A 19161-nucleotide genomic window follows, 5' to 3' on the forward strand; every position below is an offset into this window, starting at 1 on the left:
ATGGCGCGTCGTTCCAAGGTCGGCGGCGGGGGCAAGGAATCCGAAGCCGACCTGACACCACTGATCGACGTCTGTTTTCAGCTCATCACTTTCTTCGTGATGCTGATGACGCTCGCCAAGGACGAAGCCGCCCAGAAGATCAAGCTTCCGGTGGCGGCTTCGGCCCAGGTCTTGACCGACGATCAGATTCCCGACTCGATCAACGTCAACGTCGATAGTAGGGGCCACCTGCTCGGCTGGGGCCTCGATCTCGACTTGAGCAAATCCGACGCGAAGGGCTGGACCGAATTCGGCAAGCTCATCCGCAAGGAAGGGCTCTTGCAGAAGGAGTCGCAGAAAGCACGCGGCGTCGACTGGAAGAAGGAGGGCCTCTCCACCACTGTCATTGTCCGTGTCGACCGCGAGGTCGAATACGAGATTTTCAGGCGCGTGATGGACATGTGTCGCGCGGCGGGCTTTAGCAAGTTCCAGCTCAAGGCGGCGGAAGAGGAGGAGGCGTAGTGGGTCGGCGTAGCACGCGGGAAACTCCCGAAGAGGCCGAGTCGAAGCTGACCTCCATGCTCGACCTCATCTTCAATATCCTCGCCTACTTCGTGGTGACGTTCAATCCGCCCAAGCCGGAGAAGAACTTCGACATCGCCCTGCCTCCTCCCCAGATTGAGAAGCAGGAGCAGCAGACCAAGTCGGAGAAGGAAGTCAGCCTTCCCGACGAGGAAGAAGAGATTCTCGAGGACGTCACCATCGCCTTGGGAGCCGGCCCCAACGGTTCGCTCGCGAGCGTCCGTCTTGAGGGTCGGCAAATTCAAGCGAGTCAGCTTTCCAGTCAGCTTCAGTTGACCGCCGGCGCCATCGGTGGCGCGACCGGCGATCGGCTCGAGGCCGCCACGATCGTCGCCTCGCCCAAGCTCAAGTATCGCTACCTCATCGAAGTGATCGACTCCTGCTACAAGGCGGGGATCAAGAAGATCTTCTTCGCCGAGGCGCCCAGCGCGCTCTCGGGAGGAGCCGGCGGAGGGGCCGACGCGCCGCCTCCATAACTCGCTCGCGTTGAGCCAAGAAATGCCAAAGGCCCGGACGTTGTCGCCGGGCCTTTGGTGCTTTTTGTCGTTCGACTTCCCCCTAGAAGATCGGACTCTCCGACGCGAGCGAGCGCCGCGGGCCGAACTGGTAGTTGAGCTGAAGCAGAAATTCCCAATCGTAGAGGAAGTTGTGGTCCCCGCGGTTGAGCGGAACCGAGGCCCCAACGGTCATGTACGTCCGGTTGCACATCAGGAAGGTCGATCCGACCGTCGCGTTGACCACGTCCAGGCGGTTGAGCGTGTTGCCGACGATACCGCGGTAGTTCGAGTTGTTCGAGTTGTCCTGGATCGGGATCAAGTCGGCGTTGTTGAGCGTCGTCGTGTAGTGGATCTCGAAGATCGGGGCGATCCCCTGAACGAACCCACACTCGCGTTGCATCAACCAGTACCCCATGGAGAAGTCGAGGTTCAGCAACTGCTGATCGTCGAGCAGGAAGTGCTGCGTCGGGCCGGTCACGCCGTCGTTGGTCGGGGTGAAGCGGACGGTGTTGCTGTTGAGAGGAAAGTCGTACTGGACGAATCCCTGGAAGAAGGCACGCCGGGTCGGGGAGATCAAGTACCCGAGGAACGGCGAGAAGTGAACCGATTCGTTCCGGATGACCAGGCGCGGAGAGATGACCTGCCCGGAGCCGCCGGTGGCACCCTGACGAGCGATGAACTGCTGATTGATCACGACATCGTCGGCCGTCGGCGTATTGACCGTCATGCCGCACGAGAGGGCGAAGTGTTGGTCTTGATAGAGCAACGCCTTGCCGGAAGCGGTGATGTTATCGAGCTGGTTGTCGAGGACGCCCGGGGCTCCACTGTCGGTGACGTTCAGGTTCGTCGTCAGCGTGTAGGAGTAGGGGATTCGGACTTCGGCCGAGAAGATCCCGTCCATGAAGGTCTTCTCCAGACCGAAGATGAAGCGATGATCGTCCCAGTTCTTGCCCTGGCCGTCGATGTTTCCCGTGCCGACCGAGGAAGGTGCGTCGGGAGTCGCTCCGGTGCCCGATCCGAGCGGATTGACGTTGCTCGCGGGCGAGTCGGTCCGGAAAGCACCGCGGAAGAAGTTGTAGAGAAGGAAGACGCGATCGCGCGGCATCGGGCTCGTCGATTCGGTGATCTTCAAACGACGACCACCATTGATCGGGGTCGAGTTGTTGGCGCTGACGCCGTCACCGTCGGCGTTTTGGAAGCCGAGGAAGTAGTTGCCGCCGATTCCGAAGAGGTCGCCCATCATGTAAGGAGCCGCGGCTTGAGGGGCCGTGGCCGCTCCCATGTTGGAGGCGAGCAAGTCGTTCATGTCATTGGGGAGATCGGGGACGTCGGGAGCGGGCAAGTCGGCCTGCTCGGGAGCCGGCATCTGATCCGGCGCCATCGGCTGGTCCGAGGGAGTCGACTCCGGCGTGATGGTTTCCGGAGCGGTCGACGGGGTCGACGGCTCGACGGTCATCACCGGAGGGCATGTTTCGCACGACGAGCAGGAGCGTCGTTTCTTCAACCAGCCGGCTTCACCGGTCTCGGCCACCGCCAATGAAACGAAGATGGCGGCCAGCAAGGCACACATCGTCCTCGACATGACTCTTTACCCTCCTTGGTTGGGGATGTGAATCCATACGATGTCCGTCAATGTCCCCTCGATGTCCTGATACATCGGGCGATCCCCATTCCCTTAGGCCAAGTTTCTGGGCAAATCATGCACAATGGGCGCCGATGATGAAAAGGGGTGACGATCGTGACGGTTTTGCATACCGAGATCGCCCCGACGCTCGCCCCCGGTTTGTCTCGACCCGCTCCCGAAGGACGTTTCTCGGTTCACGATGGACCGCGCGACGGTAATAATCGAGGAAAGAGGAAACCCGGCTCGAGGGGATCGTGGGCTCTCCTCGAGACGATTCCGGCGGCGGACCCCGTTCGGGGACTAACCGAAGCCGCTCGCACGGAGGATCCGTGCAGTCCGGACGACCGAGTCGACCGAGTCGACCGAGGTGGCGCCGCAACCTTGGCGCGGTTCCAGGGATCGGCGAGCAGACAGTCGCAGGAAGCGGGGATCAGAAAGTTCAGCGGTCTGTTTGGCGGTCCGCTCACGCGACCACGAACCTTCCGACGCGAGGAGGAATAGGGTCTTGTCTCCTGACCACCCGGACGATTTTCAGACACTCTACCCGCCGCCAGGCGACGACGAGCAACCCGGCGTGCCGAACGTTCCGCCCCCTTCGGAGGCGACCGAGTCGGAAATCCCGCCCCCGCCAATCGCGGACGATGCCCCGACACTTGGGGCCGACGATCCAAATGACAAGACGTTCGTGGGCGTTCCCGAGAGTTCTGGCCTCGCCGACGCCGAGGCGCTGCGCACGAAACTGTTGGGACTGCGGCTCATCACCGAGGAGCAGTGGGACGAAGCGGTTCGCGCTTCGGGCGGTTCCAGCGACCAGCGGGCCATCGTCAATCGGTTTCAAGATCTGCCCGCCGAGTGGTACACGGGCAGCGACCTGAAGCTGTCGGCGCTGACCCCGTTCCAGATCCGTCAGATTCTCGCCGACAACGCCGAACTTCTGCGCTTGCAGCACTACGTCATCCTCGACCGGCTTGGTGCCGGGGGCATGGGGGAGGTCTTTCTCGCGCGGAATCTCAATCTTCCCCGCGTCGAAGCGGTCAAGACCCTGTTGCAGCACGACACCGCTCCCGGCGAGACCCACGTCAACAGCAAGCTCCTCGATCGTTTCGAGCGCGAAGCCCGCGTCCTCGCCCAGCTTAATCACCGCTACATCACGACGATTCATCACGCCGGGTGGGAGGGCGACACCGCTTTCATCGCGATGGAGTACGTCAAGGGCCAGGACATGAAGGCGATCGTCGAACAGGCGAAAGCCGATGCCGACACGATCCCCGTCTGGTGGGCCGTCGAACGGATCGTCGCGGTCGCCGAGGCGCTGGGGCACGCCCATCAACATGGTGTGGTCCATCGCGACGTCAAGCCGAGCAATATCATGATCACCGACGACAACGAGCTCAAGGTCCTCGACATGGGGATCGCGCGGCTCGTCAGCTCGTCGGGCGGGGCTCAGACGACGCAGCAACTGACGCAGGATTCGGCGGGCCTGGGGACTCCCGAGGTCATGCCTCCCGAGCAATGGGCCGATCCGACCAGCGTGACGGCGGCCTCGGACATCTACAGTCTCGGCTGCACGCTCTTTTACATGCTCACCGGACAGATGCCGTTCCTCGCCAACAACATCAATGAGTTGATGTTCTGTCATCTGAACGACGATCCGCCCAAGGCCTCAAGTTTTCGCAAGGACATTCCGCCGGGATTGGACGCCGTCCTCGCCAAGATGCTCGCCAAGGAGCCGAGCGATCGCTACGGCAACTGCGCCGAGCTGTTGGAAGACCTGTGGCCTTTCGCGCAGCAGCAGGGAGAGGAGAGCGTCGCCCCGATGCCGGTGGGACGACCGGGCAACTCCGCGCTCTTGGTCGGCACGGGGCTTATCGGGGCGTTTCTCTTGGTCCTCGGCCTCGTTGCCGGCGTTTGGTACTTGAAGCGGAGCCCGGCGCCACCGCCCAAGGTCGACTACGTGGCCGAGTCGCGGCAATGGCTCGACAGTCACTTCGCGAAACATCAAGCGATCTGGGGAGAGCGAGCCCAACTCGATGAGTTCGCATACGGCGATCCGCCGCGAGCGATCGCTTCGGTCGGTGACTTGGAGCAACTCGAGGACCGCGTCACCCTGGAAGCCTCGGCGCGGACCGAACGCGTCGACGAAGCGAACCGTTGGCTCCAGGACTACCAGCGGTCCCACGCGAAGATTTGGCCCAAGCTCGCGGCGCTGGAGGCTTTTGCCGCCTCGACGGTCCCGCAAGAGACGCTCGCGACGCCCGATGGTCTCAAGCGGCTGCGCGAGTCTGTGGAGGCGGAGACAAAGAAGCGCGACCCGGCGAGTATGCAGGCCCAGACAAGGGACCAGCGACTCGACGCCTTCCAGCGTGTCAACGCCGATGTCTGGCCCGACCTGAAGGGGGTCAAGTCATTTGTCGACTCGCGGCTTCCGAGCGGGGAGAAGGCGACGGAGAAGCAGTGGCAAGGGGCGCTGACCGAACTCGAGAAGCAGACTTGGCAGATGCGGGCCGACGACTGGTTGACCAGTTACGCCGCCAGCACGCCCAGCGTCTGGCCCTCGGAGCGGGACTTGCGCAAGTTCGTCGTCGAGTCGCTCGACAACGATGTCACCGACAAGGCGGGACTCGACAAGTTGCAAGAACTTGTCCGCCAGCAAACCCGAAAACTGATCCAAGAACGGACAGACAAGACGCTCGCCCGCGTTCAACAAGAGTATCCCGAGCTGTGGCCGAACATGACCATCCTGAAACGAGCGATGGAAAGTCGGCTCCCGCTCCAGGAACTCCAAAGCGAAAGCGAGTTCAAGCGTTGGGAAGAGGAACTCGAGAAGCTAACCCGAGCGAGGGTCTTCGACGGCGTCCGTCTGAGGCCCGTCGGCGATGCCAAAAAGGACTACAACGCCAGGTTGTTCCTGGCCGCGTACAAGCTCTGGTTGCCGATCGGCGACGACGGCAAGAAGGATCAGTTGACGGTCGAGACGCTCGTCGATGGCGTGGACACACGCACGATCGCGGTCGGCAAGAAGGTCACCCTTCGCATCAAGCCGAAGATCTCGGGCTTCCTCACGATGCTGGTCTTCGAGAGCAGCGGCAAGCAGTTCCTGTTCGCCTGGAAGGAGCCACTGGAGAAGAGCAAGGGCGTCAATCTCTTCCGAACCACGGCGGAGTCGCCGGGAACGGATCGGTTTGTTCTCTTTGTGACCCCGACGAATCCGGAGGATGTCTTGCCCGCGGCCCCCGAGGGCATGACCCGGACAATCACGCAAAAAGGATTTCTGGGAGGATGGGTGGTCCCGCCCTTCCTGATGTCGCGGGAAGATCTAGCGAGGTTCGAGTCCGCGTTTCCCGATCCGGCGATCTATCAAAAGGTCGTGGAATCGCTGCGGAGCGGGGAGCCCTACCCGGCTCGCGATAGCCAGTCCGCGACCAAGGGTGCGTATCGGCAGTCAGTCGAGATTAACATGGTCGAGCAGCCTTGAGTGGCTGTCGAGCGAGGAGTCATCATGAAACGGTTCGCCATCACCACGTTGGTCGCTCTCGGAGCGATCTGTTTGAGCGGTCTCGAGTCGCACGCCGACGAGAGTACCCCGAAGTTCACCACTCGCGGCATCATCCGTGCCGGCGTCGACAAGTCAGGCCGGGTTCACGGCGATCTCGCCAAGCTGACCGGACTCAAGAATGCCACGTCGCTGAACTACAAGATTCTCTTGATGAACCGCGATGGCACCGAGAAGGTGGTCAACGAGAAGGACCACACCTTCACGCTCGCCGAGCAATTCCGCTTGATCATCGAAGCCGACAGTGACCTCTACGTCTATGTCTTCCACGAAGGCCCGGACGGAATCCGCACCGTCTTGCTGCCCGACGCCGCCGATGAGGGACGTGTGCCGATGGTCAAGAAGGGAAGCCAGAAGGTCATCCCCGACGATGGTACCTACTTCGAAGTCGTTCCTCCGCCGGGCACCGAGAAGCTGCTTGTCTACGCGACGCCGGAGCCGCGTCCGGAGCTAACCCCGGAAGAGGCTTTCGAGGATGCCGACGGCACCAAGGAAGAGAAGAAGCTCAAGACGACCCAAGACAAGGTCTTCGAGTCGGCTTCGAGCAAGCAGGCCAAGGAGGCCAAGACGGGTAACGTCGAGGAACTCGCCGAGAACCTCGACGAGATGCCCGAGTTCCGCCTTCGCGGTCTGCGGTGGACGCCCGAAGAGTCCTCCGACGAGGGCAAGACGGTCCTGGTCGGTAGCTTCGACGAGAACAAGAAGCCCGACCTCTTCGTCGAGATCCCGCTCAACAGCAAGTAAGGATCGTCGACCTACCAAGTGGCCCCGCGAGCCTTGTTCGTGGGGCCACGTTCATCTCCGGTGAGCCCGCGTTCGGCGGGCTTTCCCACTTCCAGGCCTCGCGAGATCGTGCCCTCCGACTTGGCGACGGGCCGAGGCCTCCTATGCTGGCGGAAGATGTCGACCCTTCCTCTTCAAGGCTCGCGATGAGCGAGGAGGGGGTGGGTCGGGAACTCCCGCGGTCCAGAACCGGCCGACAAGTCTTCATGGCCACGTTCATCTAGCAAGCGATCGCGGCGCTCCGCCGCGAACGAGGAAACGGAAAGCGACACCATGTGCCCTCGGAAGATCCACTCCATCACCATGACGCTCGTGGCCCTGTTCGTCGCGAGCGCTCCCCTTGAGAGCCGGGCGGAAGGGCCTGTCTCCGTTCCTCGGCCCGAGCTGCAACCGACGCTCGACGAGTTCACCGAGGAGGTGCCGCGCGAGGAAGCGATCAGCTTCGCCGCCCTGGTGATCTCCTCCCGCCGCGATCAACCGCGACTGGTCCTCAACACCGGTGGCCCGACCAACACGGTGCGAAGTATCGTCTTCAGCGAGGACCCCAGCCGCTTCTACTCCGGAGGGCTCGACAAGCGGGTTCAGTCGTGGGGCGTTCGCGGCGCCGGGCGCGGGCTGAGGCGAAGCCAAGTCAATCAAGCGTTGCTCGTTCAGAACTTGCGGTGGGAGATCGCTCGGGGCCTGCGCGGCTCGATCTACACTCTGGCCGCCTCGCCCTCGAACCGCTCGCTGGCGATCGCCGGCTACGGGGCTCGCAATGCGACCGGCAACATCGTCGTCTACGATACCGCGACCGCTCAAGTCACCAACGCCCTGCTGGGGCACATGCAGACAGTCGTCTCGCTCGACTATTCGCCCAACGGCAAGAAGCTGGTCTCGGTCAGCGTCGACGGCGACGTTCGCGTCTGGTCCGGCCCCGAGTGGAACTCGCGACAACTCCGCGCCCCCGGTGGAGCGCCCGCGTCGCCCCAGCCCGCGATCTTCCTGACCGACGATCTTGTCGCGGTCGCCAGTCGAGACGCCAACCAGCCGCGCGCTTGGCGGGTCGCTCTCTACGATTTGACCGAGGAGAACCCCGAACCGAAGCGTCTCGAGGGCGTTCACGCCGGAGCCATCTCGACGTTGGCTCGCGATCGCGATGGTAGGCGGTGGGCCTCGGCGGACATCGCCGGGAACGTCTTTCTCTGGAGCGGTTTTGGTCCCGACGCCAAGCGTACGCTGCTTCGCAAGGGACGCGTCGCCCTCGATCTCGACTTCGGCCCCGACAATCTCCTCTTCGCGGCGACGGCGCTCTATCGCTATCCGGACGGGACGATGCAATCGGCGCTCGAGATGTGGGACGCGGCGACCGGGCAGGAGCGCGATGTCGTCGCGACCTCCGACACGGACAACAACTTCGCGTGTGCCGTCAGCCCCGATGGCAGCCGCGTCGTCACCTGGGACGGCGACACCAACCGGCTCATGGTCTTCCTGCTGAAGGAGCGAAACGGGGCCTTCAAGGCCAAGCCGCTCAGCGCCGCCCAGCCCCTCTACCTTCGTGGCCAGGGTCGCAAGATCTTCAAGGTCGCGTTCGCCGATCGGGACGAAGGCTACGTCATCGGCTTCGGCACGACCGTCAGCGATCCGGCCAATCCGACCTTCAACGACTTTGGACCGGTGGAGCAGTCGTTCAATCTCTCCGATCCTTCGCTCCGCCCCCTGCAAGAGGCTGACCAATGGTTGTCACCCGAGGCGGAGGGATGGGGCGTCAAACGTCTCGAGGGGGGGCTTCGCTTGCAATTGACCCAGGGCGGTCAGGACGCCGGCGTGATCAATCTCGATCCGGTCTGGCAGGGCAAAGCCCGCTCCTACTGCTTCCTCAAGGATCCCGAGGGCCAGCCCGACTACTTCGCCGTCGGGACCAGCACGCAGCAAGGGGTTTTCATCTATAAGCTCGCCAACGAGGGCGAGTGCGAACTCCTGCGGTACTATCGCGACCACGCCGGCTTCGTCAGCTCGCTGTCGGTCTCGAAGGACGGCAAGTACCTCGCGTCGGGCTCGGTCGATGAGACGATCAAGATCTGGAGCCTCGAGGGGCTTCGCGCTCCGGTCGGAACCTTCCCCAAGAGCGTCGCGTGGGGCGCGGACTTCGAATTGAAGGATGGCAAGGTGGTGCTGACCAAGAGCCTCGAGTCGGGCGCCGCTTGGCGCAAGGGGCTCCGCGTTGGCGACGCAATCGTTGCCGCCGAGGTCAATCGCGGCGAGGGACCCGTCAAGTTCGAGAACCCCGAGGAGATCTATCAAGCGATCGTCGACACGCCGATCACCCAGACGATCGTCTTGACGGTCGATCGGCGCGGCAAGCGGCTCAACGAACGGATCCTGCTCGTCCCCGCGTGGGAACCTCTCTGCACCCTCTTTTCCGCCGCGAGCGGGGAGTGGGCGCTCTGGTCGCCGAAGGGTTACTACGACTCGTCGGTCAATGGCGATGAACTCTTCGGGTGGCAGATGAACCGCGGCAACACGCGTAAGCCGAACTTCTACCGCGCCGACGACTTCCGCGACCAACTCGAACGACCGGAGGTGATGAAGCGACTTCTATCCTCGGGCAGCTTGCCGGCGGCGCTACGGCTCGCGGGCAACGCGGTGCCGGGCGATCTCAACGGGGTCCTTCCCAACGCCGTCTCCGACGCCCCAGTGGTGACGATTCTCTCGCCGACCGATGCCGAGCAAGTCGGCGGCGACGCGATCGACATCGTCGCTCGCATCGACTATCCCAACCGCCAGGCAGCCGAGGCGATGCAAGGCGTGGCGTATGTCAACGGTTCGCCCGCCCAACCGGTCGAGACGACTGGCGAGGGACGCGAGCGCATCTACCGCTGGCGGATCAGCGCGGCCGACTTCTACAACCGGGCCCGGGTCGTCGCCGAAGCGCCGGCGCCGGAGCGGACGCTCAACTACGACGATGTCTTCTTCCGGCTCCGCGAGTTGCCCGACGAGAAGCGTCAGCCGCCGAAGCTCTACATCCTGGCGTTGGCCGCCTCGGACTATCAGCACGTCCAACCGCTCGCGTTCCCGGTCGCCGACGCGGAGGCGATCGTGAAGAGCCTCAGCGAGAAGTCGGGGGCCTACTATGAGCTTGGCCGCGTGATCGAGTTGCACGACGCCGCCATCTCGAAGAAGAACCTCGCCAACGTCGTCCAGGAACTCCGCTCGGATATGAAGGGGGCGAGACCCGACGATCTGCTCGTCGTCTTTCTCGCGGGCCACGGGTTGGCGGTCGACGGCCAGTACTATTTCGTCACGACCGACGCGAAGGTGCAGGACCTCGAGGATGTGTCGATCTCGTGGGACTTGCTGAAGCAGGTCGCGTCGTTGCCGTGCCGAAAGCTCTTCATGCTCGACACCTGTCACTCGGGAAATGCCGTCTCGTTGGCGACGGAGGGATCGAAACACCTGAAGGCGGCGATCCGTCCGCTGAAGCAGGATGAGATGCTTGTGCTTTCCGCGACCGACACGAACCAGGAGGCGATCGAGTTCGAGGACCTCGGGCACGGTCTTTTCACGAAGACCATTCTCGACGGCTTCGAGGGACAGGCAGACCAATCGGACGACGGCAGCGTCTTCCTGCGGGAGCTGGTTCGCTTCGTCGAGTCGGAAGTCCCTCGCCGGACGCGAAATGTCCGCGAGCAAACGCCACGCAGTACGCCCTCGGAGCTGATCGACGTCATCGCCGTCCCGCTGGTCCGGCTCCGCTAGCAGCCCGTTGATCTATTCGCGCTCCGGCCGATGGAACTCGACGCGGGGTCTCTTGCGTGCTTGGCTTTTCAAGATTGGTGCGTCAACGCTGCGAATGCGTGCGGTAGCAGGCCTTGCCCAGGCCGGTGACGATGAAGCCGACACCGATGATGATCCAGGCGAACTGCTGATTGTTAGGAAGGAAGAACAACAATAAGATCGCGAGGGCCGTGATGAACAGCCCGCCCCAAAGCATTAACTTGCAGGCTGGGGTCGGACCACTCGGTTTGAGCTCGGACATCGAGCAACATCCTTTCTTTGCTCCGCCACGTACGCTGGCGGCTGGCGATCAGAGCCCGTCTTCGTAACCGAGATCCTTCAGACGCTGCATGACCAGCTTCTGATCCTCCTCGCTCAACTCCACCGCCGCCGTCTCCTCCTCGGCCGTCTCGTCGACGGCGAGCATCTCGGGGTAGTCCCACGCATCGTCGTCGAAGGCCTCCTCGAGAACACGCCCATCCATGTCGCTGGGGATCGGAAGGCCGATCAGGTGCAGGAGCGTCGGGGCCAAATCGAGCAGCTTGGCATCGTCCAGCCAGAGGCCATGTTGAAAGGCCTTGCCCATGCCAAAGAAGATGCCATCGACGCGATGGTGCCCCGTCATCTCCGAGTAGGTCTCCACGAACTTGTTGGAGACGAAGTCCTGGTAGCCGAAGACCTGATAGCGCCAGTCGGTGGGGGTGCAGACGATGTCGGGGCCGTACTTGGCGTAGAGCCCTTCGTAGATCTCCTCGCCCTTCTGGACCTTGCTGAAGAGTGGCTCACCCGTCTCGGGCAGCTTTTCCGCCTGGAGCTTCTCGATGATCTCGGTGCGAACCTTCTCGTACTCCTCGCCCGGCTCGACGGCTCCGTCCGGCTCGCGGCCCTTCACGTTGAGGTAGAGCATCCCGAGGATGTTCCCCATCGCGTAAGCCTTCGTGTTCGACCAGTCGGCACGGCGAATGTTCATGAACCCGCGGTTCATCCAGGTCTCGCGGGCTTCGAGCGAGACGCGGTCGCGAAGTTCTCCCAAGCCGAGCCAGCGAATGACGCGGAAGAAGTTCTTCGGGGTGACGCCCCAGCGGTGCATCATCGCCTTGGCCTGCGTCCACCAGTCCTTGCTCCAGGTGACATAGCCTCGCTGCAGGAGCCACATGTTCATGTAGATGATGTGTTCGATCCCGCCGAAGCCGTGGTCACTCATGATGAGTAGCGTCGTTTCCTCGTCGAGCGAGTCGACGATCGGGGCGAGGAACTCCTGGTCGATCCGCTGGTAGATCGCCTCGATCTGGGGCATGTGCTCGGCGGCTTCCTCCGGATCGTGCGCCGAGTGCGTCGGATCGAGGAGGTGCCAGAGTTCGTGCTGCATCGAGTCGGTGACCATCAGGTGTCCGAAGAAAACATCCCACGGTTCCTTCTGGAGCAGGTACTGGGCCGACTTCATGTGGTAGGTGAGGACGCGATGGAACTCTTCGAGGATCTTGCCGGCGTTGCCCTTGCGATAGACCGCCCGGCTACCGAGGACGTAGGGGCCGCCGACCTCTTTCTCGATCTCGGGGATGATGCCGCTCGGCGTTCCGAAATCCTCGACCCCGTCGGGCGTCAGTAGTCCGCTGACCGCGACGCCGTTGACGTCGGGCGTCGGATAGAGCAGCGGCAGGTTGTAGAGGCAGACGCGTTTGCCCGAGGCCCCGGCGTAGTCCCAGAACTTCTTGCCGCGAATCGACGTGAAGTTAACGGGGACTTTCGAGTAGGAGTCGGGGCGGCGGTAGAGAAACTCGAAGACCCCGTGCTTGCCCGGCTGCTTGCCGGTATAGAAGGAACTCCAGGCGGCGGGCGTGATCGGCGGCGTGACGCTCGCCAACGGTCCGGCCACGCCTTCGTTCATGATCTTCGCGAGGGTCGGGAGTTTGCCTTGGTCGATGAGCGGCTTGAGGATGGTGAAGGTCGCTCCATCCATTCCGACAACGATGACGCGTGGCTTTGACATCGACTTCCTTCCGGGGAACACAAGAGGCAACGGTGTCGGGGCTTAGCCGACCGAAGCGGTGTCGGTCGGGACAATCTCTTCGATGATGGGAAAGCGGTCGAGGATCGACGAGTCGAGCAGCAGGCAGGGATGCTTGTAGTGATCCTCGCCCACGCCGCGACGCTTGATCTCCGCCTGGTCGTACTCGCGCCAACTCCCCTGGGGAATCACCACCAAACGCGGGGGGCCGAGGTAGCGATCGGCCCGCTTGCCCTGGTACATGACGTTGTGATCGCACAGCCAACGATCGACGCTCGTCAGGAAGGTCGAGGCCTGTTCGCTGTTGGCGATGTCCTGTTGCTCGACCAGCAGCGCGTAGTAGGGGGGCGTCTGCTCGGACTCGGTCGGGGGGCGAACCGGGACCGCGGTGAATCCGGTGAGCGACATCCCCAACTGGTTCGCCGAATCGGCGACGGCGCGCACGAGGTGGAACTCCGAGAGCTTCTCCCCCTCCATGTCGGAGAACCGCTGTCCCTTGTTGAGGAACTCCAGCAGCGGCGTTTCGCCAATGAAGCCCGTGCAACGCATCAAGTCGTGAATGTCGTAGCGGTAGAGGCCGCACGAGGTCGTCAGCAGGATGTAGTAGTCCTTGCCGACCTCCAGTTCGTGACCCTCGAGCACGGTGGGGTCGGAGGAGTCGATCTCCTCCTCGGGAACGAACTCGTAGTAGTGGCTGGCGATCTCGAGTGCCCCCGAAGGGGTGCCGTCCTCGAGCGGGATCGTGAAGCGCCCCTCACTGCACAATAGACCGATGTCGCGGCAAGGCGTCTCGCCGTAGTACTCGCCGATGCGTCGGGCGTAGGTCCCGACCGTTCCGCCGAGCCAGCACGCGACCAGCGAGAGATCCCAATAGTCCTTGGGATGGAGATGACCGGTGCGTTCGACGATCGCTTCGAGTTCGCGGGCTCGTTCGGGATTGGGGCCTTTGATCCGCGACCGCATCATCGATCGGATCGCGTCGGTCCAGGTGAACGCGTCGGAGAGCGTCCCGTCGTGGACGTCGCGAATGATCGTCTCGCGATGGCGATCGCCGAGTTGTGCGAAGTTAACCACCGTCGCGGGGGTCGCGGTAAGGAAGAGTCCGACCTTTTCGGGGATCGAAAGCCGCAGGCACGCGTAGTATTTCGCCTCGACGTCGTCGATGCCGTAGATTTCCGGGGGGACGCAGTACATCATCCTCAGCAGCGGGCTTTGCATGCGGGCGCTAAGGCCGCTGGCCATGCCGCAGGGGATGTTGGTCGGTGTCCGCCGCATGTCCCAATTGCCGGCGATGCCGGTGAGCTTGGAGTAGAAGAGCGGGTGGTGATCGAGAAAGGCCTTCACGCCCCAGATCTGCCAACCGGCGCGGTACTCGGCCATCCACGGTTTGGTGATTGGGATCAGCTTCGGCGCATCGGTCGTGCCGCTGCTGAGGGTGTACATCAGCAGCTTTTCGTTGGAAGGGAACATCGCGCCGACGTTGCCTTCGGTCACCTGCTGGATGTACGGCTGATAGTAGTCGTACTGGGCGATGGGGATGTTGCGGCGGAAGTCCTCGAGCGTCTTGATGCCGCGAAAGTGATGATCGCGGCCGAACTGGCTGTCGGCGCAGCGTTCGATCTTCCGCCGCCAGAGTTCGCCTTGAACCCGACGCGCGGTTTCGAGTTGGCTTTCGAAGCGGCGCAGCTTTCGCTCGATTTGTGGAACGATCACCTTGCCGGCTAACGCCCGCAGGAAACCGACCATGGAGTTCATCTATCGCGCCTTTCTCGTTCTGACGTCACGTCGCCCGAGAAGCTGACGCCGACGCGGGGAAGTTGGACGAGTCGCCTTTTCGGCCTTCTGTTCCACGGGCGGTTCCCTGTCGAGGGAGCTTCCGCGTCCGTTCGCGAAAGGGACGTTGACGAGAACGCTCGTCAGCGTCGGCGCGTCCGTTCGCGAGACCTTTCGGTGGAGGCACGTTCAGAGGAGACGCTTGAGGCGGTCGCGACGCGGCCCACTGACTCAACGAGCGTCGCGACTTCCTCCATCACGATCGAAAAAGCATTGGGGGTATTTATGGAAATCGTCGCGGAAGGGACAACCGCGATGTCGGCGGTCGCGAGTGCTCGTGGGAGAGGTGAGGGTGGATCAGCGTTTCGGTTGGGTTGGGCTCGACTCACCATCGCTCTCCCGTCGAGGGGGCTTCCGGTGACTCGCTCGTGTTCAGTTCCAACTTGAAGTTGGTGTTTGGGCCCCCCGAACCCTTTGGCGCTGGCTGACCAGCAGCCAGTGGCACCTTGACCCTTCGATAGACCAGTGCGCTAGCAGGCGGCTTTGTAGTTGACGATCGGCTCGGAGCCGGCGCCGTTTTCCTCGGTCAGGTTTCGCGGCACGGAGCCGTAGGAGAGCTCCTTGAAGGTCGGGACCGCGCCGGGCAGGCTCGCGACGAGCAGCATCAGCCGATAGAGGATGCAAAGGGCCAGGGCGCTCGACGGCGTCGCGCCGACTCCCTCCAGCGAGAAGAATTCCTGGAACTGGACCTCGAGCACGCCGAGGCCTCCGATCGCCGGGACCACCGCCCCGACCGTCAGGATCACCGGCAGGAAGATGAAGTAGTAGAAGACCGGCACCGCGAGCCCAAGCGATAGACCGACGCCGTAAACGCAGAGGATCGCCCAGATGTGGACGATCAGGCTGATGCCGATCGCCTTCGACAGCACCGGCACGTGATCGCGGTAGTGAAAGACGCTGTGGTCGAGCTTGCGGATCTTGTCGTTGAATGGAAGCCGATTGACGATGTCCGAAACTCGCAGGAGCCGCCTCAGACGACCGCTGAAATAGACGATGCCCCCGACGAAGACGCCGAGCAACCCGAACCAGACGAACATCGACGGGACGCGCAGCTCGGGACGATCGCTGACCAGAAGGACCGTCACCGCGCCAACGATCAAGAGCGAGATGAGCCCAAGGACGCGATCCATCAAGACGGTCATGACGGCGGGAACTTGCTTGCCCGGCGAACGGCGATAGATGCACCATCCCTTGACGAGATCGCCGCCGGTCGAGCCGGGAAAAACGTTATTGGTCAGGATCCCCATCCAGGTGAGTCGGACGGCCTCCCAGTAGCCCGGATCGAGTTGGTGGGTTTGTAGGAGCCATTGCCAGCGGCGCGCGGTAAGGAAGATCACCATGGGGTAGAGCAGGATCACTCCGATCAGCCCCCACAGGTTCACGCCCCGCCAAAGGGTGATGAAGCCGGCGATGTAGGGAGCGTTGGGATCGGTATCGTGCATTTCCTTCGGGATTGGGTAGTCCTGGCCGTCGCTCGCCTTGAAGACGGGCGTTCCGTCGGGTCCATCGACCTTCCAGCCCCAGACGACTTCCCCATCAGGCAGCCGAAGTCGATCGCGCCAGGTGATTTGGCTGACGACGTAGGCTACCGCTCCGACGGTGACCGCCGCGCGGACAACATTCCAAAGCAGACGTCGCGGCTTGCTGTTCTTCTCGGTCAACGTCTCTTCCTCTGACTTGATCCGGTCACATTCTCGCGGCAATGCCGCTCCAGGCGTCTATAACCCTGCAAAAGTGACCACACAAGATCAACCGATGCTCGCGGAGGCAAGCAACTGGGGGGACTGGGCCAACCACGGCGGAGTCGCCCCTTTGCGCAACGCGTTCAAGCGGGGTGAAGTACGACCAGACCAAAGGCTAACACATGCAATTCGATGTCGCCATCGTCGGGGCGGGGCCCCTCGGGCTGCTGACGGCGCTGGAAGTCAAACGCAAGGGGCTTTCCTTCATCCAATTCGACAAGGGGTGCATCGGTCGGACGATCGAATGGTTCCCGCGGGGCATGCAGTTTTACAGCTCGTCGCGGAACCTCGAGCTGGCGGGCTTTTGTCTGCAAAGTCGCGGGCCCAAGCCGACGAGGGAGGAGTACCTGAGCTACTTGCGGGCCTTTGTGCGCTATCACGAACTGGAGATCCACGACTACCACGCCGTCGAGCGGATCGAGGGGGCGAAAGGCGATTTCACCCTCCACACGACCAACCGGGGCAAGGCGTCGGCCCATCGGGCGCGGGCGGTCGTCCTCGCGACCGGATCGACGGAGGTGCCGCGCCGGCTCGGCGTTCCGGGGGAAGACTTGCCGCACGTCAGTGCGTTCTATCGCGATCCACACCCCTACTTCGGGCAGCGGGTGGTGATCGTCGGGGCCCGCAACAGCGCCTGCGACGCGGCGATTCAATTGACGCATCTCGGGGCGATGGTGACGATGGTCCATCGCCGTGAAGAGATCCAGACGCGTTACCTCAAGTACTGGATTCACCCGGAACTGACCGGGATGATCCGGCGAGGCCGCATTGCGACGCGTCTGGGGGCGAAGGTGACGCGAATTGAGCCCGATTTTGTCGAAATTGAGTCGAAATCGGGCGAACGTGGACAGATTGAGGCCGATTTTGTGCTCAAACTGATCGGATACGAGCCCGATCGCGGCCTGATCGAGCAGCTCGGTCTGGAGACGGAATCGGACCGGCGGCAGCCCAAGGTCGACCCTCAAACATTCGAGTCGAGTGTTCCGGGCATCCACTGCGCGGGGACGATCGTCGGCGGCGCCCAGAACCCGTACCGGGTCTTCATCGAGAACGCCCTGCATCATGGAGCGGCGATCGCCAACTACCTTGTCGGAGCGTCGTCGTCGGGGTCGTGACGGCGGCGGTGTCGTCTCGGAAGCGCTGACTGACGGGGCGTCACCACTGAACCAAGGGGGCGGGCGTTGTGTATACTGCCTGCTGGGGAGTCGGCTAGACGGTCGCTCGTCCGCTTCGGCGGGCGGGAGGAAAGTCCGGGCTCCACAGGACACGGTGGTGGGTAACGCCCACCGTCCGCGAGGACAGGGAAAGTGCCACAGAAAACAAACCGCCCCAACGTTTCGGCGGAAGGGTAAGGGTGAAAAGGTGCGGTAAGAGCGCACCGCGGTCCAGGTGACTGGACTGGCAGGGTAAACCCCACCGGGAGCAAGGCCAAATATGGGAGCAGGACTCGTCCGGTCCGCGATCGACTCCCGGGTAGGCCGCGTCGACGTCGTCGGCAACGGCGACGCCAGAGAAATGACCGTCCACGACAGAACCCGGCTTATCGGCCGGCTTCCCTTTGTTTTCTCATGAGCCGAGGCCGATGCCCCAGACCGACGAACTCCTGAGTCCCGATTTCATCCGAAGGCTGGAACGGCTCGAACTCGTGTCGCGCCGTCTGCTTGCCGGGCGGCTCAAGGGGGAACGTCGTTCCAAACGCCGCGGGACGAGTCACGAGTTCGCCGACCATCGCCCCTACGTGATGGGGGACGATCTTCGCTTCATCGACTGGAACATCCTCGTTCGGCTCGACCGACTCTTCATCAAGCTCTTCGAGGAGGAAGAAGACCTCCACGTCTTCATTCTCATCGACGCCAGCGGCTCGATGGACTTCGGGGAGCCGAGCAAATTGCAGTTCGCAAGCAAGGTCGCGGCGGCGCTCGCCTTCATCGGGCTGACGCACCATGACCGTTTGTCAGTGATTCCCTTCGGGGACGATCTCGGTCCCCCGATGCCGGCGGCGCGCGGACGGCAGTCCTTCCTGCGGGTGAGGGAGTTTCTCTCTGGGATCGAGGCCAAGGGGGGCGGCGATTTGACCGCCTCGATGCGGACCTTCATGAGTCGGCATCAGCGGCCCGGCCTGGTCGTCTTGATCTCCGACTTGCTCGACAAGGAGGGCTACGACCAGGCCCTTCGCTACTTGCTCGCCCGGCAAATGGACATCCAGGTGATCCACGTCCTCTCCGTCGAGGAGATCGACCCGCCGGTGACGGGGGATTTGCGATTGGTCGATTGCGAGGATGGCGACATGGCGGAGATCACCGTCACCGCTCCGCTTCTAAATCGCTACCGCGCCGAGGTCGGCGCCTTCCGCGAGGGGGCCAAGGAGTTTTGCGGCCAGCGTGGGATGGGCTATCTCGCCGCGACCAACCAGACCGACTTCGAGGGCATGGTCCTCAGCTACTTCCGCCGCACCGGCCTGATCAAATAGAGCGTAAGACTGCTCTTCATCCTTTTCTGGGTGCCAGCCATGCTCCACGCTTGCGTGGGCATGCAAAGAGGTCCACGCTTGCGTGGGCATGCAAAGAGGTCCACGCTTGCGTGGGCATGCAAAGAGGTCCACGCTTGCGTGGGCATGCAAAGAGGTTCACGCTTGCGTGGGCATGCAAAGAGGTTCACGCTTGCGTGGGCATGCAAAGAGGTTCACGCTTGCGTGGGCATGCGGGGAAGACCCGGTTGGCCGGAGGCACGCATCGTTCCGTAATGAGTCAACGAACCTTGTTGCGCAAAACGTTCTCTTGAAGGGAGAAGACATCAGGACGATG

At 62.8% G+C, this 19161-nt stretch carries 12 protein-coding genes and 1 other RNA gene; 8 read left to right on the forward strand and 5 right to left on the reverse strand.

Annotation, left to right across the window (positions count from 1 at the left end; genetic code table 11):
- Entirely contained in the window at window positions 1–501 is a 501-nt protein-coding gene (locus Pan216_RS02375; protein WP_145254284.1) for an ExbD/TolR family protein, read from the forward strand.
- Window positions 501–1037, forward strand: coding sequence for an ExbD/TolR family protein (locus Pan216_RS02380; protein ID WP_145254287.1), 537 nt, complete (start codon window positions 501–503; stop codon window positions 1035–1037). The genes Pan216_RS02375 and Pan216_RS02380 overlap by 1 nt, the downstream gene beginning before the upstream one ends.
- Window positions 1038–1119: 82 nt before the next feature.
- Here the strand turns inward: Pan216_RS02380 and Pan216_RS02385 are convergent, their stop codons facing one another.
- Window positions 1120–2640: a hypothetical protein gene (locus Pan216_RS02385; RefSeq protein WP_145254289.1), complete on the reverse strand. Its 1521-nt coding sequence runs from the start codon at window positions 2638–2640 to the stop codon at window positions 1120–1122.
- A gap of 547 nt (window positions 2641–3187) precedes the next feature.
- On the opposite strand from Pan216_RS02385, the gene Pan216_RS02390 reads away from it, so the two are divergent.
- The 3 genes from Pan216_RS02390 to Pan216_RS02400 all read left to right on the forward strand — a co-directional run bounded on the left by Pan216_RS02390 (window position 3188) and on the right by Pan216_RS02400 (window position 10756).
- Window positions 3188–6157, forward strand: a complete 2970-nt coding sequence (locus tag Pan216_RS02390; RefSeq protein ID WP_145254291.1) for a serine/threonine-protein kinase — start codon at window positions 3188–3190, stop codon at window positions 6155–6157.
- A gap of 24 nt (window positions 6158–6181) precedes the next feature.
- Entirely contained in the window at window positions 6182–6979 is a 798-nt protein-coding gene (locus tag Pan216_RS02395) for a DUF4384 domain-containing protein (protein ID WP_145254294.1), read from the forward strand.
- Between the two features lie 312 nt (window positions 6980–7291).
- The gene (locus Pan216_RS02400) at window positions 7292–10756 is read left to right on the forward strand and encodes a caspase family protein (protein WP_145254297.1); all 3465 of its coding nucleotides are present in this window, start codon (window positions 7292–7294) and stop codon (window positions 10754–10756) included.
- A gap of 82 nt (window positions 10757–10838) precedes the next feature.
- Here Pan216_RS02400 and Pan216_RS02405 read toward each other — a convergent pair whose 3' ends face one another.
- The 4 genes from Pan216_RS02405 to Pan216_RS02420 form a co-directional block, all read right to left on the reverse strand.
- Window positions 10839–11036 carry a hypothetical protein gene (locus Pan216_RS02405; protein WP_145254299.1) on the reverse strand — a complete coding sequence of 66 codons (198 nt, stop codon included), beginning with the start codon at window positions 11034–11036 and terminating at the stop codon, window positions 10839–10841.
- A gap of 48 nt (window positions 11037–11084) precedes the next feature.
- On the reverse strand, window positions 11085–12764 hold the full coding sequence (locus Pan216_RS02410) for an alkaline phosphatase family protein (RefSeq protein ID WP_145254302.1): 1680 nt from the start codon (window positions 12762–12764) through the stop codon (window positions 11085–11087).
- A 42-nt stretch (window positions 12765–12806) separates the two neighbouring features.
- Window positions 12807–14537 carry a GH3 auxin-responsive promoter family protein gene (locus Pan216_RS02415; RefSeq protein ID WP_145254305.1) on the reverse strand — a complete coding sequence of 577 codons (1731 nt, stop codon included), beginning with the start codon at window positions 14535–14537 and terminating at the stop codon, window positions 12807–12809.
- A gap of 548 nt (window positions 14538–15085) precedes the next feature.
- Entirely contained in the window at window positions 15086–16276 is a 1191-nt protein-coding gene (locus tag Pan216_RS02420) for a lysylphosphatidylglycerol synthase transmembrane domain-containing protein (RefSeq protein WP_145254308.1), read from the reverse strand.
- 203 nt (window positions 16277–16479) lie between these two features.
- Between Pan216_RS02420 and Pan216_RS02425 the strand changes: the two genes are divergently transcribed.
- The 3 genes from Pan216_RS02425 (at window position 16480) to Pan216_RS02435 (ending at window position 18827) form a co-directional block, all read left to right on the forward strand.
- Window positions 16480–17472, forward strand: a complete 993-nt coding sequence (locus Pan216_RS02425; RefSeq protein WP_145254311.1) for an NAD(P)-binding domain-containing protein — start codon at window positions 16480–16482, stop codon at window positions 17470–17472.
- An 86-nt stretch (window positions 17473–17558) separates the two neighbouring features.
- Window positions 17559–17916, forward strand: an RNA gene (gene rnpB, locus Pan216_RS02430) — RNase P RNA component class A.
- 23 nt (window positions 17917–17939) lie between these two features.
- A complete protein-coding gene (locus Pan216_RS02435) occupies window positions 17940–18827 on the forward strand; it encodes a DUF58 domain-containing protein (protein ID WP_145254314.1) in 888 nt (295 codons plus the stop codon).
- Window positions 18828–19161: the final 334 nt, after the last annotated feature.

It is taken from the genome of Kolteria novifilia, assembly GCA_007748055.1.
Classification (GTDB): domain Bacteria; phylum Planctomycetota; class Planctomycetia; order Kolteriales; family Kolteriaceae; genus Kolteria; species Kolteria novifilia.

Excerpts from the sequence above, each read along its gene's own strand:
- Pan216_RS02375 (WP_145254284.1), top strand. The coding sequence starts at position 1 with ATGGCGCGTCGTTCCAAGGTCGGCGGCGGGGGCAAGGAATCCGAAGCC.
- Pan216_RS02385 (WP_145254289.1), bottom strand. The coding sequence starts at position 2,640 with ATGTCGAGGACGATGTGTGCCTTGCTGGCCGCCATCTTCGTTTCATTG.
- Pan216_RS02395 (WP_145254294.1), top strand. The coding sequence starts at position 6,182 with ATGAAACGGTTCGCCATCACCACGTTGGTCGCTCTCGGAGCGATCTGT.
- Pan216_RS02400 (WP_145254297.1), top strand. The coding sequence starts at position 7,292 with ATGTGCCCTCGGAAGATCCACTCCATCACCATGACGCTCGTGGCCCTG.
- Pan216_RS02405 (WP_145254299.1), bottom strand. The coding sequence starts at position 11,036 with ATGTCCGAGCTCAAACCGAGTGGTCCGACCCCAGCCTGCAAGTTAATG.
- Pan216_RS02410 (WP_145254302.1), bottom strand. The coding sequence starts at position 12,764 with ATGTCAAAGCCACGCGTCATCGTTGTCGGAATGGATGGAGCGACCTTC.
- Pan216_RS02415 (WP_145254305.1), bottom strand. The coding sequence starts at position 14,537 with ATGAACTCCATGGTCGGTTTCCTGCGGGCGTTAGCCGGCAAGGTGATC.
- Pan216_RS02425 (WP_145254311.1), top strand. The coding sequence starts at position 16,480 with ATGCAATTCGATGTCGCCATCGTCGGGGCGGGGCCCCTCGGGCTGCTG.
- Pan216_RS02435 (WP_145254314.1), top strand. The coding sequence starts at position 17,940 with ATGCCCCAGACCGACGAACTCCTGAGTCCCGATTTCATCCGAAGGCTG.